This is a genomic window from Streptomyces sp. RLA131 (assembly GCF_056270125.1).
On record NZ_JBWDOQ010000002.1, the window covers coordinates 8,322,279 to 8,337,326 of the forward strand.

At 71.4% G+C, this 15,048-nt stretch carries 8 protein-coding genes and 2 pseudogenes; 8 read left to right on the forward strand and 2 right to left on the reverse strand.

The genetic code is table 11. From position 1 onward, the window contains the following. Positions 1-83: 83 nt before the first annotated feature. The 7 genes from pstC (at position 84) to pstB (ending at position 10,692) form a co-directional block, all read left to right on the forward strand. A complete protein-coding gene (pstC, locus tag RWE79_RS38710) occupies positions 84-1,112 on the forward strand; it encodes a phosphate ABC transporter permease subunit PstC (protein WP_475945365.1) in 1,029 nt (342 codons plus the stop codon). A gap of 1 nt (position 1,113) precedes the next feature. Continuing rightward, positions 1,114-2,334 (forward strand): phosphate ABC transporter permease PstA, encoded by a 1,221-nt coding sequence (pstA, locus tag RWE79_RS38715; protein WP_475945367.1) that lies wholly within the window; start codon positions 1,114-1,116, stop codon positions 2,332-2,334. Beyond that, the gene (locus RWE79_RS38720) at positions 2,334-4,013 is read left to right on the forward strand and encodes a substrate-binding domain-containing protein (protein WP_475945369.1); all 1,680 of its coding nucleotides are present in this window, start codon (positions 2,334-2,336) and stop codon (positions 4,011-4,013) included. The genes pstA and RWE79_RS38720 overlap by 1 nt, the downstream gene beginning before the upstream one ends. 8 nt (positions 4,014-4,021) lie before the next feature. Next, complete coding sequence (locus RWE79_RS38725) at positions 4,022-6,607, forward strand: hypothetical protein (protein WP_475945371.1); 2,586 nt, start codon at positions 4,022-4,024, stop codon at positions 6,605-6,607. Positions 6,608-6,875: 268 nt separating this feature from the next. Beyond that, on the forward strand, positions 6,876-8,888 hold the full coding sequence (locus tag RWE79_RS38730; RefSeq protein WP_475945373.1) for an Ig-like domain repeat protein: 2,013 nt from the start codon (positions 6,876-6,878) through the stop codon (positions 8,886-8,888). A gap of 95 nt (positions 8,889-8,983) precedes the next feature. Beyond that, a complete protein-coding gene (locus RWE79_RS38735) occupies positions 8,984-9,865 on the forward strand; it encodes a sortase (protein WP_475945375.1) in 882 nt (293 codons plus the stop codon). 11 nt (positions 9,866-9,876) lie between these two features. After that, entirely contained in the window at positions 9,877-10,692 is an 816-nt protein-coding gene (gene pstB, locus RWE79_RS38740) for a phosphate ABC transporter ATP-binding protein PstB (RefSeq protein ID WP_475945376.1), read from the forward strand. A gap of 156 nt (positions 10,693-10,848) precedes the next feature. Here pstB and RWE79_RS38745 read toward each other — a convergent pair. Next, a pseudogene (locus RWE79_RS38745) lies at positions 10,849-11,485 on the reverse strand (transposase); the annotation flags it as partial. A gap of 555 nt (positions 11,486-12,040) precedes the next feature. On the opposite strand from RWE79_RS38745, the gene RWE79_RS38750 reads away from it, so the two are divergent. Then, a complete protein-coding gene (locus RWE79_RS38750; RefSeq protein ID WP_475945378.1) occupies positions 12,041-14,461 on the forward strand; it encodes an Orn/Lys/Arg family decarboxylase in 2,421 nt (806 codons plus the stop codon). Here the strand turns inward: RWE79_RS38750 and RWE79_RS38755 are convergent. Next, positions 14,452-14,970 (reverse strand): annotated as a pseudogene (locus RWE79_RS38755) (integrase core domain-containing protein); the annotation flags it as partial. The gene RWE79_RS38750 and the pseudogene RWE79_RS38755 sit on opposite strands and share 10 nt — an antisense overlap. Positions 14,971-15,048: the final 78 nt, after the last annotated feature.

Below are 15,048 nucleotides of genomic sequence, written 5' to 3' on the forward strand. Positions count from 1 at the left end.
GCGTCCGGGCCATTTTTCAGCCATTGACTCTCCCCGGTGCGACCAGAGACCGTCGCGCCGCCTGACATGTGGGGGGAGCCGCGATGGCAACCGCAGAATCGGGGTCCGGCAGACCCGGCCCTTACGCCGTCTCCGACGACGTCCCGCGCCGCCTCGGCACCGCGCGCGGCACGGGAGACCGGATCTTCCGGTACCAACTGACCGCCGCCGGGGCCGTGGTGCTCGCCATCATGGCCGCCGTCGGCCTCTTCCTGCTGCTGAGGGCGGGGCAGGCCCTGCGCGCCACCGGCTTCTCCTTCCTCACTGCCTCCCAATGGCAGCCGGACGTCCACCGCTTCGGCATCGCCGCCGTCCTGACCGGCACGCTGTTGATCGCCGCCGTCGCGGTAACGATCTCCGTACCGCTGGCGCTCGGCACGGCGCTGTTCATCTCCGACGTCGCGCCGCGCCGGCTGCGCCGCACGCTGGTGGCAATGGTCGACCTGATGGCGGCGGTCCCGTCGGTGGTCTACGGGCTGTGGGGGCTGTTCTTCCTCCAGAAGAACGTCATCGGGCTCTCGCGCTGGCTGTCGGACTGGTTCGGGTGGATCCCCTTCCTGCACGTGGACGGTGCCCAGCCCGGACAGCCGCTGGCCTCCGCGAGTGTCTACACCGCGTCCACCTTCGTCGCCGGGATCGTGGTCGCGCTGATGGTCGCGCCCATCCAGTGCTCCGTGATGCGCGAGGTCTTCACCCAGGCCCCGGCGGGCGAGCGGGAGGGCGCGTACGCGCTCGGCGCGACCCGGTGGGGCATGATCCGGGCCGTCGTCCTCCCGTACGGGAAGGGCGGGGTCATCGGCGGCACCATGCTGGGACTCGGACGGGCGCTGGGAGAGACGATCGCGGTGTACCTGATCATCTCGCCGGTCTTCACCATCCAGCCGCACATCCTGCAGACCGGCACCAACTCGGTCTCCTCGCTCATCGCCCTGCACTACGGCGACGCCTCCGACTTCGGCATGTCGGCCCTGATGGCGGCGGGTCTGGCGCTCTTCCTGCTCACCCTGGTCGTCAACTTCACCGCGTCGTCGATCGTGGCCCGTTCGCGGTCCGGCGCACAGAGCGAGGGATGAGATGACGCTCCTAGACGAAGCGCCGGCGGTCGACACGGCCCAGGACCCGGCCCCGGACGTACCCGACACACCCCGCCGCATCGGCGGCCCCACCCGCTCCGGAGTGCTCGCCCTGTGCGGCGCCGCCTCGTCCGGGCTGTGTGTCGCGCTGCTGCTCTTCGGCCGACTCGCCCCGCTGTCGGGCGGTCTGGGCTTCGCGGTGGTCGCGTACGCCGCCTTCCTCGCCGCGTACGCGGTGCTGACCGGCCTGGAGGAGGACGGCCCCGCTGTCCGTGACCGGGTGATGACGGTCGTGCTGTGGTCGGCGGCGACGCTGCTGTTCGCCGCGCTCGTCCTGGTCGTCGGCTTCACGCTCTACCGGGGCCGCGAGGCGCTGCCGCATCTCAACTTCTTCACCCAGGACATGCAGCAGGCCGGCCCCCTGGACCCGCTCACCAACGGCGGCATAGCCCACGCCATGCTCGGCACCCTGCTGATGATCGCCATCGCGCTGGCGGTCACCGTACCGCTGGGCCTGGCCTGCGCGGTGTACCTCAACCAGATCCCGGGCCGGTTCTCGCGGTTCGTACGGACCATCGTCGAGGCGATGACCGCGCTGCCGTCGATCGTGGCCGGCCTGATGGTGTACGCCACCTGGATCCTCGGCCTGGGCCTGCAGAAGTCGGGGCTCGCGGCCGGGTTCGCGATCAGCGTCATGATGCTGCCCATCGTGATCCGCGCCGCCGACGTCGTACTGCGGCTGGTCCCCGGCAACCTCACCGAGGCGGCGGAAGCCCTCGGCGCGCCGCGCTGGCGCACCGTCTGGCACGTCGTCCTGCCCACCGCCCGCTCGGGACTGGCCACCGCCGTCATCCTGGGCACCGCCCGGGGTATCGGCGAGACCTCGCCGGTACTGCTCACCGCCGGCTACACCGCCGCCCTCAACACCGATCCGGTGCACGGCCCCATGGTCTCGCTGCCGCTGGCCGTCTTCTCCTTCGTCAAGTCCCCGGAACCGACCATGATCGCCCGAGGCTTCGGCGCCGCGGCGGTCCTGATGGCCCTGGTCCTGGTCCTGTTCGCGGTCGCCCGGATCCTCGGCGGCCGTGGCCCCGGCCAGCAGACCAAGCGGCAGGCGCGCCGCACCGCCCGCGCCTCCAAGCGCGACGCCGCGCGCTTCGCGGAACAGCATGCCCCCGCCCTTTCCCTGTTCGACGGTGAGAATCCCGGAGAGACCTCCTGATGCGCACGTACCTCGCGGCACGCCGGTTCGCCCCCGTGCCCCTGCTTGCCGCGCTGCTCGCCGTGGTCGCGTCCGTGCTGCTCGGGCCCGGCGCGGGCACCGCGGCCGCCACGAGTTACACCCCGATCGCCGGAGCGGGCTCCACGTGGGCCGAGAACGCGGTCGACGAGTGGCGGCGCGACGTCAACCAGTACGGCATGCGGATCAGTTACTCCGGCACCGGCTCCTCCGACGGGCGCCGGCAGTTCCTGAACGGCACCGTGGACTACGCGGTGTCCGACATCCCGTTCCAGACGCACCCCACCGACGGCTCGGCCGCCGAGAACCCGGCCTCGGGCAGTTACGCGTACATGCCGATCGTCGCGGGCGGCACGGTCTTCATGTACCACCTCACGATCGGCGGGAAGAAGGTCACCAACCTCCGCCTGTCCGGCGACGTGGTGACCAAGATCTTCACCCGCGCCATCAGCTACTGGGACGACAGGACCATCAAGGCCGACAACCCCGGCCTCGCGCTCCCGCACCGCACCATCGTCCCCGTCGTCCGCTCCGACGGCTCCGGATCGACGGCCCAGTTCACCCTGTGGATGGCCAACCAGCACAAGTCGCTGTGGAACGCGTACTGCGCGAAGGTCGGCCGCTCCGGGGCCTGCGGCCAGACCTCGAACTACCCCACCACCTCCGGCATGATCGCCCAGTCCGGTGACCTGGGTGTGGCCGGTTACGTGGCCCAGGGCTACGGCGAGGGCTCGATCGGGTACGTCAACTACTCGTACGCGCTCAACGCGCACTTCCCGGTCGCCAAGGTGCTCAACCACGCCGGCTACTACACCGAGCCGACCCCCCGGAACGTCGCGGTGTCACTGCTCAAGGCGAAGATCAACACCAACAGGAACTCCGCCGACTACCTCACGCAGAACCTCGACGGCGTCTACACCGACAGCGACAAGCGCAACTACCCGCTCTCCAGCTACTCGTACATGATCCTTCCGCTCAAGGTCGAGGGCACCTTCACCAAGTCCAAGGGCAAAACGCTGGGCGCGTTCTCGTACTACTTCATGTGCCAGGGGCAGCAACAGGCACCGTCGCTGGGCTACTCACCCCTTCCCATCAACCTGGTGAAGGCCGGCTTCGACCAGATCAAACGCATCCCGGGTGTCGCGGCGAAGTCCATCGACATCAAGAAGTGCAACAACCCCACCTTCAGCGCCGACGGCACCAACAAGCTGGCCCAGACCGCGCCCTACCCCAAGGCCTGTGACAAGAAGGGCGCCGCGCCCTGCACCACCGGCAGCGGCGGCGCGACTGCCTCCGGCGGCAGCACGGGCGGCTCCTCCGGCGGTACGTCCTCCGGCGGCAGCACGGGCGGCACCGGCACCACCGGCGGCGACACGGGCACCACTGGAGCGGCCGGCACCACCACCGGCGGCGCCTCCGTCGACCCCGACACCGGCCAGGCAATCTCCCCCGCGGGCTCCTCCGGCGGCACCACCTCGGACGCTACGACCACAGCCGGCGGCACTGTCGCCCTCGCGCAGCCGGTCACCGTGGCGGGGCAGGACGGCTGGGGAGGCGCCCAGACCCTGATGCTGCTGACGGTGATCAGCGTCCTCGGCCTCCTGCTGCTCCCGTCGGTCGTTTCCCGGCTCCTCCGCACCCACAAGAACTCGTCCTCATGAGGGGCACCATGAAGAAGAGACTGGCCAGGCTCGCCGCAGGCGCACTCGTCGGTGCGCTGCTCGGCACGGCCGTCGCCCAGGCGGCGCAGCCCGCCACGGCCGCGAGCACGGACTCGGCGGTGACGGTCGCCGGGCGCGGCGAGTTCAAGGACATGAAGTTCACCGTCAACCAGACCGCCAACCTCAACAGCCAGGCGGTCAGCGTGTCCTGGACGGGCGGCACGGGCACCACCTTCGCCGGTACGCAGTTCAACACCGACTTCGTACAGATCATGCAGTGCTGGGGCGACGACGACGGCACCGTCGCGTCCAACCCCGGCCCGCCGCGAACCCAGTGCCAGTACGGGGCCTCGCCCACCACCAACCGCACCAGCTGGCCGGGCAGCGGCTACGACGACACCCGCGCCGTCACGTACAGCGCCGACCCGACCAGCTACGGCCAGGACGACCGCTACGGAGCCGCCGGCAACTTCGGCCAGGGCGAGGTTCCGTTCAAGTCCGTGGACGGCACCTGGGTCACCAAGAACCTGCAGAACAACGCGCTCTACAACTACAACACCACCAACGAGGTGGACTTCGCCCGCACCAGCTCCGACGGCGCCGGCCAGGAGTACTTCGAGGTCCAGACCGCCAACGAGGCCCCGCACCTGGGCTGCGGAGGCTCGGCCAGGCCCAACTGCTGGCTTGTCATCGTCCCGCAGGGCCACCTCGACCTGGACGGCCAACCGTACGCCGACCAGACGCAGGTCAACGCGGGCTCCCCGGTGTCGTCGACCAACTGGAAGAACCGAGTGGCGATCAAGCTCGGCTTCAACCCGGTCGGCGTCAGCTGCGCCCTCGGCTCCGACGAGCGCGCCACGACCGGCAGCGAGCTGGCCGCCGACGCCATGACCAGCTGGCAGGCCGCCCTCTGCTCGACGGGCACCGTCTACGGGTACACCCAGCTCGGCGAGCCCGACGCCCGCGCCCGCCTGGAGAACGACGGCAGCACCGGCCTGGCGTACACCACAAAGACCCTGGCGTCCGGTACCACCGGCAAGACCGTCTACGCCCCCGTGGCGCTGTCCGGGGCCGTCATCGGCTTCACCGTCGAGCGAAGAGCCAAGGCCGGCGCACCGGACTCGGAGAAGAAACTCAACGGCAGCAAGGTCGAGTCCATCGACCTCACCCCGCGCCTGGTCGCCAAACTGCTCACCGAGTCCTACCGCAACTCCACCTGGGGATCGGTCACCACCACCTACGCCTCCGACGGCACCTCGTCCCTGACCGCCGCCAAGGGCTACGCCTGGGCGAAGAAGAACCCCGCCGGACTCGTCTCCGACCCCGAATTCCTCGCGCTCAACCCGGAGTTCGCGTATCTGTCGGTCGGCGAGAACCCCAGCACCGACACCGACCTGATCAGCTCCATCGGCCACTCCGACACCGCCCGCGCGATCTGGGACTGGATCATGTCCGACACGGAGGCCCGCAGCTTCCTGGCCGGCGTCCCGGACGACGACGGCATGCGGGTCAACCCGTACTACAGCACCAACGGCGACCTGAACCCCACCGGCTTCGCCTTCGACCCGAACAGCGCGGACGACTACCCCAAGAGCGACCCCTGGTGCACGATCCCGACCGGTTCGGACGCCACCATCAAACAGTGCATGATCGACTTCCATCCGTACGTCGACGACATGCACTCCGGCGCCCTGCACACCCGCCGCGCCGACCAGCTCTGGAAGTCCAGCTGGGACGCGCTCAGCGTGCCCACCGCGTGGAAGTCCCCGGGCCCGCAGACCGTCGGGTCGCGCTTTGTGATCACCATCACCGACGCCGCGTCCGCCAAGCGCTACGGGCTGCAGACCGCCCGGCTGCGCAACGCGTCGGGGAAGTTCGTGGCGGCCACCGGCACCTCCCTGACGGCGACGGCCGGCACGGCGGCCAAGGCCACGGTCCGCACCATCGACCCGGCGACGACGAAGACCACGAAGGCCTACCCGCTCACCGAGCTGGTCTACGCCGCCGTACGCCCCGCCAAGATCAAGGCCGCCGCCCGCAAGGACTACGCGACCCTCATCACGTACGCCGCCGGCGCCGGCCAGACCAGCGGCTCCGACCCCGGCGAGCTGCCGGTCGGCTACGCCCCGCTCCCCGCGAATCTGCGCGCCGAGGCCGACAGCGCCGCCACCGCACTCGTCAACTGGAAGCCGTCCGCCGCCGACCCGGGCGCCGGCACGACCACGGGCAGCGGCTCCACCAGCACCAGCGGCACCGGCACTGACGGCACGGGCGCGAGCGACGGCACCCCGCAGGGCCTGAGCAGCAGCGCCGGCCCTTCGACCGCCGCCGCCTCCCCGGCCCCGTCCTACGACGGCGGCAAGGCCGTCGAGACCACCGCGATGGGCACCACCCCGGCCGACCCGTCCGGCGCACTGTTCTACGCCGTCCCGGTCGGCGCCGCCCTCGGCACCCTCGCCGCCGCCGGCGCCCCCTTCGCGGGCGGCGCCCGGCCCCGCGTGCCGCTTCCGCTGCGCGTCCCGCTCCCCGGCGGCCGCACGGTCACACTGCTGCCTCGCCTGCAACGGCCCAGGTGGCTGCGATGGCCCGGGTGACGCGGCTGATGACAGCACCATCCCAAGCTCCGGGGGCGGCACCGCCGGCCCCGGCCCGCCGGACGCCGTCCGGCACAGCGTCCCGAAGCCCGCGAAGCGGTGCGAGGGGCGCGTAAAGGAAGAGGACGGCCGCCCGCCCCGAAAGGCAGTCGGGGCGGACGGTTGGCACCACCCTGCACGACCGGCGCCGCACGGCGCCACCCGGCACCACCTGGCGCAACCGCACAACCACCCGTCACGACACACGCAGCCCGAGCAGGAGACCTTGATGCGCTCCACCCGCCTTACGGCAGCGATACTCGCCGTTGCCGTTGCCACCGCAAGCGGCATCGCTCTCGCGAGCCCGGCGTCCGCCGACCCGACCCCTGCGGGCACCTTCCGCAGCCTCGTCGGCGTGGGCTCCGACACCACGCAGGACGTGCTCAACGCCCTCGCCGGTGACACCGTCAACGGCACCAGCTACGCCGCCACCGCCGTCAAGGCGAACGGCAACGGCGTCGCCTCGTACGACGCCGTCGAGCCGGGCACCGGCTCGACCTCCTCCACCATCACCACCCGCAGCGGAGGCAACGCCTTCCTGCGCCCCAACGGCTCCGGCGCGGGCCGTACCGCGCTCAGCTCCTCCCTCACCAACGGCCTGTACCCGCTCGCGGGCGGGGTCAATGTCGGCGGCCAGATCGACTTCGGCCGCTCCTCCGGCGGCCCGAGCGTCTCCGGCACCGCCCTCACCTATGTCCCGATGGCCCGGGACGCGGTGGGCGTGGCCGTCCTGGGCAGCGCGCTGCAGAACCTGACGATCGCCCAGCTGCACGACATCTACGCGGGCACGCTCACCACGGTGAACGGCCAGACCGTCCACCCGTACATCCCGCAGACCGGCTCCGGCACCCGTAAGTTCTTCCTCGGGGCCATCGGCCTCACCGACTCCGACATCAAGTCGGACGTCGTCACGACCGTCCAGGAGAACCAGGCCAATGACGCGCTGACCGCCTCCGGCGCCCTGGTGCCGTTCTCGGCCGCCAGCTGGATCGCCCAGCTCAACGGCGTGGCCCCCGACCACAGCAGCACCGCGGCCGCCGCCGGCGCCTACCTGGCCGGCATCGAGCTGGACCCGACGGGCGCCGCGGGCACCTACACCGCCCCCGTCACCACCGTCGGCGGCAAGGTGACCGCGGTCGACTCCTACTACAACAACGCCACCTTCGGCCGCGACGTCTACAACGTCGTCCCAAGCCGGGCGATCGACCCCACCAGCGTCTTCTACGACGACTCGCTGTACGACATCTTCGTCACCGTCGGCACCCACAAGGCGGAACTGGCCTCGGACTCCTCCAGGGCCGTCATCGCCGCCTTCGGCTTCCTCAACGAGTCGTACGACGGGTCGATCGACCCCACCAAGCACGCCAAGTTCGGTGGCCTGGAGAACGGCGCGGTCACCAACCTGCCCACCGCCCCCACCCTCACCGCCACCCCGGCCGCCGGCAGCCTGGCCCTGTCCTGGACCGCCGCCACCAGCGCCGGCCTCCCGGTCACCGACTACCGCGCGGTCCTGACGGGCCCCGACGGCAGCGTCGTCGCCAACAAGGACGTCGCCGCCGGCACCCTCTCCACCACCTTCACCGGTCTGGCTCCCGGCTCGTACGGCGTCTCGCTGACCGCCGACAACCTGGTCGGCGCCGGCGACGCCGCCACCTGGACCGGCACCGTCGCCGCCGTCCAGAGCACCAGCACCACCAAGGCCTCGGCACCCAAGACCGCGTACGGCAAGACCCCCAAGGTCGCCGTCACCGTCACCAGCGCCGGTTCGGCCGTCCCGACCGGCAAGGTGACCGTCAAGGAGGGCACCAAGACCCTCGGCACCGGCACTGTGGACAGCAGCGGCAAGGCCTCGGTCTCGCTGCCGAAGACCCTCAAGGTCGCCACGCACACCCTGACGGTGTCGTACGCCGGTGACGCCAACACCAAGTCGTCCAAGGCCACCGCCAAGCTGACGATCGTCAAGGCCACCGCGAGCGTCAACAGCTCGGCGCCGAAGACCATCGGCCACACCAAGCACGCCAAGGTCACCGTCAAGGTCACCGCCACCGGCACCACGCCGACCGGCAAGGTCAAGATCTACGAGGGCACGAAGGTCATCGCGACCGGCACGCTGAGCCACGGCAAGGTCACCATCACCCTGCCGAAGCTCAAGAAGGGCACGCACAAGCTGCACGCCCGCTACCTGGGCTCGACGACGGTCAACGCCAAGTCCGGCAAGACCTTCACCATCAAGTCCACCTGACACAACCGGAGTCGGGGGCCGGCCGTCCGCAGTGACGGCCGGCCCCCGGCACCGCCCTCCCACTTCCCGAGGTATTCCCAAGGAGGCCGGCCGCCGTGACGGTCGCCGTACAGATCCAGCTCCCCCGGATCCCCGCCGCGCGGCACCTCGCCCGGGGTGCCCTGCTCACCCTCGCCGCGCTGTTGCTGGGCCTGACCGTCCAGCTCCTGCTGCTCAGCGGCCTCCAGCAGCGCGCCGCCCAGCAGGCCGCCCACGACTCCCTGCGCGCCACCCTCGCCGAGGGCACCGCCCCGGTCGCCCAGACCAACCAGCAAGGACAGTTGCTCGCCCCCGGCACGCCGGTCGCGCTGATCGACATTCCGGCGCTCGGCGTCCACCAGGTCGTTCTGGAGGGCACCGACTCGGCCGTCCTGGCCGACGGCCCCGGGCACCGCCGGGACACCCCGATGCCGGGTCAGTCGGGCACCACCGTACTGATGGGCCGCGCGGCCGCGTACGGCGGACCCTTCGGCGCCCTCGACCGGCTGCACACCGGCGACACCTTCAGCGTCACCACCGGCCAGGGCAAGGCCCGTTACCGCGTCCTGGACCTGCGCCGTGCCGGTGACCCGGCCCCGGCCGCGGTGGCCGCCGGGAAGGGCCGGCTGGTCCTGGTGACGGCCACCGGTGTTCCGTACCTTCCCCGGGGGATCCTGCGGGTCGACGCCGATCTGGTCGGTACGCCCGCCCAGACCCCGGCCGCCACCATCCGGTCCGGTACCCTGCCCGACTCCGAGGAGCCCCTCGCGGGTGGCGACGGAGTGCCCTGGCCGCTGGTGATGTGGCTCCAGGCGCTGGCGCTGGCCTCGGCCGGTGCCGTGTGGGCCTGGTACCGCTGGGGCCGCCACCAGACCTGGATCGTCTTCGCGCCGATCGTCGCCGTCCTCGGCCTCCAGGTCGCGGGCCAGGCCACCCAGCTCCTCCCCAACCTCCTCTAAGGGCCAAGCCGATGACCACTGACACCGCAGTCCTCCCCCTGGTGACCACCGCTCCCGCCGCCCTGGACGCCCGGGCCGTCTCCGCCTGGTTCGGCACCCACAAGGTCCTGGAACGCGTCAGCCTCACCATGCCCGCCGGCCAGGTCACCGCCCTCATCGGCCCCTCCGGCTGCGGCAAGTCGACCTTCCTGCGCACCCTGAACCGTATGCACGAGCTGATCCCCGCCGCCCAGCTCGCCGGCGAGGTCCTCTTCGACGGCGAGGACATCTACGCCCCCGGGCGCCGCCTCACCGACGCCCGCCGCAACATCGGCATGGTGTTCCAGAAGCCGAATCCCTTCCCCGCGATGTCCATCTACGACAACGTGGTCGCCGGCCTGCGCCTCACCGGGGCCCGTGCCTCCCGCCGTACGAAGGACGACCTCGTCGAGGAGTGCCTCACCCGCGCCGGCCTCTGGAAGGAGGTCCGTGACCGCCTCCGCCGCCCCGGCGGCGCGCTCTCCGGCGGCCAGCAGCAGCGCCTCTGCATCGCCCGCGCACTGGCCGTGCGCCCCCGCGTCCTGCTGATGGACGAGCCCTGCTCCGCCCTCGACCCCACCTCCACCCGCCGGGTGGAGGAGACCATCCAGGAGTTGGCCAGCGACGTCACCGTCGTGATCGTCACCCACAACATGCAGCAGGCCAACCGTGTCTCCCAGCAGTGCGCCTTCTTCCTCGCCGAGCAGGGCACCCCGGGCGGCATCGTCGAACACGGCCCGACCGACGCCATCTTCGGCTCCCCGAAGGACGAGCGCACCGCCGACTACGTGGCGGGCCGCTTCGGCTAGGAGCGTGGGTCGGTCATGGGCAGGCGGCCGGCTGTCTGATCGACGGGGATCGATCCCGGTCGCGCCGCTGGCACCTGTGGGGCGGTGGCTGGGATCCTGTCCGTCTGGTGCGCGGCCTGCTTTCTGGGCCTGTGGCGGGGCCGGGGGCCCGGCTGGTCAGCTGGCCAGGGCAGCGAGCCCGATGGTTCCGGCGTGTCGGAAGATCTTGCGGAGGTTGTGGCAGGCGGCCAGCAGTCTCCACTCGCCGCGGGCACCGTCCTCGCCGTGCAGGGGGAGCCGGCGACCGTCCTGGCAGGTCATGATCCGGCCGAAGACGGGTCCGACGACGGCCTTGCGGCGGCGGTAGGCGGCTTTACCGGGTTTGGTCCGCAGTGTGCGGGCCATGCGCTCCTTCAGGGTGGCGCTCGCCGGGACGCGTCCGCGTGGTGCGGGTGGGACCTGTTCGTCGTGGGCGAGGCGGCCGGTGGCCATGAAGGTGTCGGTGCCGCAGGCCCGTTGGCGGCCCTTCGCGGACTCAAGGCTGGTCTCGGAGCAGTAGCCGGCGTCGACCAGCGCCTGCTTGGGTGGACGCCGGTGTTCACGGCGGACTGGTCGGGCATCGTGGTGTAGTTCCGCGCGTCCGACGCGTTGGTCGTCACGTCGGCGGCGGTGATGACCTGGTGGTCGGCGTCCACGACGGCCTGGGCGTTGTATGCCTGGATGTCGGCGCCGTCGCTGCCGTCATGATCCGCGAGCAGGGGTCGGTGAAGTTGGCTTGCGCCTTGGGCTTGGGACGGGCCTTCGCCGCAGCTCGTCGCTGGCGCTGGCGCTGGCGATGACCCCGGGTGTCGTGCTGGCTTCGACGAGGAGGGCGACGCCCCCGGCTCCTGATCACGTGCGAAGGACGACGACCTGGTAGGTGATCATTCCGCCGGGGATGGTGAGGGTGTCGCCTTTGGGGTCGAGTCCTCAGCCCTGCCGCCTGACACCGGGGGTACTCCTCCCGGGCACCGCCGCCTGGGCACGGTGCACCGGACGGGCCTGCGCCCGGCGGTCCCGGCGGGCCGGCGAGTAGGTGGCCGGCGCGGTGCCGGGCACGCCGACGGCTGGAAGCGTGTGCGGTTCAAACGGCTGCGCCCTGGACGGGGCCGGCGGCGTTCTCGGGTTCCCGATGGCAGGCATGCGGCGTTGCGGCTGGCTGGAAGACAGTGCCCGGTGGCGGGTCCGGTGTGCGAGCGTCAACCTCGAAACGGCGATTTCCGCCATAGCGGTGGTTTGCGTCCCGGCCGCCGCTCTGCCCGGTGCGCCGCCAGGACACTGGCCGGGGCGGCCAGGGGCGCCGCCGTGGAGCGTGGAGGGCTGGAAACGCATGGCCGACAGCAGGATCCTGGTCGCGGTACCGGAACACCCTCGGGGCGAGGGCGCCGGGCCCCAGCAGCTGCGGAAGATCCGGGACGCGATCGAGGCGGGCGGCTTCGAAGTCCGGTGGGCGGTCACGGCGGAGGACGCGGACGCGGTACTGCGCACCGAGGCTGGTCTCGCGGCTGCGCTGGTGGCCTGGGACCTTCCCAGGGCCGCCGGTGACGGGCCCGGCGCCGCGCTCGCCGCGCCGGGAGGCACCCTCGCCCGGCCGGGCAGCACCCTCGACGGGACCTCGGGCGGCGGCGCCGTGCTGCGCCGGATCGGCCGCCGTTTCCGGGACCTGCCGGTCTTCCTGGTGATGGCCGACGAGGGCGTACGGGACCTGCCGCTGTGGGTGTCCGAGTCGGTCGTGGGCTACGTCTGGCCACTGGAGGACACCCCGGGCTTCATCGCGGGCCGCATCACCACCGCCGCCCGCGCCTACCGGGAATCCGTGCTGCCGCCGTTCTTCCGGGCGCTGCGCCGCTTCGACGACGCCCACGAGTACTCCTGGCACACCCCGGCCCACTCCGGCGGTGTCGCCTTCCTCAAGTCGCCGGCGGGACGCGCCTTCCACGACTACTTCGGGGAGCGGCTGCTGCGCAGCGACCTGTCGATCTCGGTGGAGGAACTGGGCTCGCTGTTCGAGCACACCGGCCCGATCGGCGAGGCGGAGCGCAACGCGGCCCGTGTGTTCGGCTCCGACCTCACCTACTTCGTGCTGCACGGCGACTCCACATGCAACCGCCTGGTCGGCCATTTCAGCGTCACCCGCGACGAGATCGCGCTGGTGGACCGCAACTGCCACAAGTCCGTGCTGCACGGCTTGGTCGTCTCGGGCGCCCGGCCGGTCTACCTGGTCCCCACCCGCAACGGCTACGGCCTGGCGGGACCGCTGCCCCCGGCCGAGATCGCCGCGGACGCGGTGGCGGCCCGGATCGCCGCGCACCCGCTCACCGAGGGCGCGGTGTCCCCGCACCCGCAGTACGCGGTGTTCACCAACTCCACCTACGACGGTCTCAGTTATGACGCCGTACCCACCGCTCGGGCGTTCGCCGCCAGCACGCCCCGGTTGCACTTCGACGAGGCGTGGTTCGCGTACGCCCGTTTCCACCCGCTCTACGCCGGCCGTTACGGCATGTCGGTGGACGAGGAGGCCTTCCCCGGCCCGGACCGTCCGACCGTGTTCGCCACCCAGTCCACGCACAAGCTGCTGGCGGCGCTGTCGCAGAGCGCGATGGTGCACGTGCGGCCCGCACCGCGGGCGCCGGTGGAGCATGACCGGTTCAACGAGGCGCTGATGATGCACGGCACCACCTCGCCCCTCTACCCGATGATCGCCTCGCTCGACGTGGCGACGGCGATGATGGACGGCCCGCAGGGCGAGTGGCTGATCGACGAGGCGGTGACCGAGGCGATCCGCTTCCGTCAGGAGATGGTGCACCTGCGACGGCGGATCGAGAGCGCCGGGGACCGGCCGCCGTGGTTCTTCGGGGTGTGGCAGCCGGACACGGTCACCGACCCGGCGAACGGCGAACGGCTGCCGTTCGAGGAAGCCGCGCCGGAGCTGCTGCGCACCGAGCAGTCCTGCTGGCTGCTGGAGCCCGGCGCCGACTGGCACGGCTTCCCCGGGCTGACCGAGGGCCACTGCATGCTGGACCCCGTCAAGGTCACGCTGACCTGTCCGGGGATCAGCGCCACCGGCGAGATGGCCGAGGAGGGCATCCCGGCCCGGGTGCTCACCGCCTATCTGGCCACCCGCAAGATCGTGGTGGAGAAGACCGACAGTTACACCACGCTGATCCTGTTCTCCATGGGCATCACCAAGGGCAAGTGGGGCACCCTGCTGGACGCTCTGACGGATTTCAAGGCCCTCTACGACGCCGACGCCCCACTGGAGCGCGTCCTGCCGGAGGCCGTCGCCGCGCACCCCCGCCGGTACGCGGGCCTGACCCTGCGCGGGCTGTGCCAGGAGATGCACGAGCAACTGCGCTCGGTGCGCCTGGTGGAGCTTTTGGACGCGGCCTTCCAGCAGCTCCCGCAGCCCGTGGCGCCACCTCAGCACTGTTACCAGCGACTGGTGCGAGGTGGCACCGAGCGGGTCCGGATCTCGGAGGCGGCGGGCCGGGTGGCGGCCGCCATGGTGACGGTCACCCCGCCCGGCATCCCTGTCCTGATGCCGGGCGAGTCCATCGGCGCCCCCGACGGCCCGCTGCTGCGCTATCTCGCCGCCCTGGAGTCCTTCGACCGTCACTTCCCCGGCTTCCACAGCGAGACCCACGGCGTGACCATCGACGAGGACACGGGCGACTACCTGATCGAGTGCCTGTTCCAGGGCGAGGAGCAGCGCCCGGGGCACTCGCCCGGGCGTATCGGCCAGGTGTATTGACCCGCAGGGTTGTTCACACGGCTGATGGGTTGCCGGCCTCCGAGTGCGGTGTGGCAGCGATGGTAGTTGTAGGTGTGGAGGAAGGTGTCGAGGGCTGCGGTCCGGGCCCTTTCGTCGAGCAGGGTGCGGTGGAAGCGTTCGACTTTTGCCGTTGGTCTGGGGCCGGTAGGCGCGGGTGTGCTTTCCCATGGCGCCGAGTTCTCGCAAGGGCCTGTTTCCAGGCCAGGCCCTTGCGGTAGGCCCAGGCGTTGTCGGTTGAGGACCCGCTCGACGTGGGTGATGCCGTGGGTGTGGAAGAACGCGGCCGCGTGGGTGAGGAAGCCGCGCAGGTCGTGACCTTCTCGTCCGCGTGGATCTCGCTGCAGGCCAGGCGCGAGTGGTCGTCGACGGCGGAGTGGACGTAGCCGAAGCCCATCCCGCGGATCGGGCGGCCGGCGTGCCGTCCCGGGCCGGTCGAGCCAGGCAAGGCGGTGCAGGCCGTGGCGGGTCAGGATCCGGTGCACGGCTGTCCGACGGCGAGCTTTCGAGACTTCGTCACCGAGACCGCCGCCGCGGGCCACTGGTACTGATCGAGCGGCCCTCGGCGC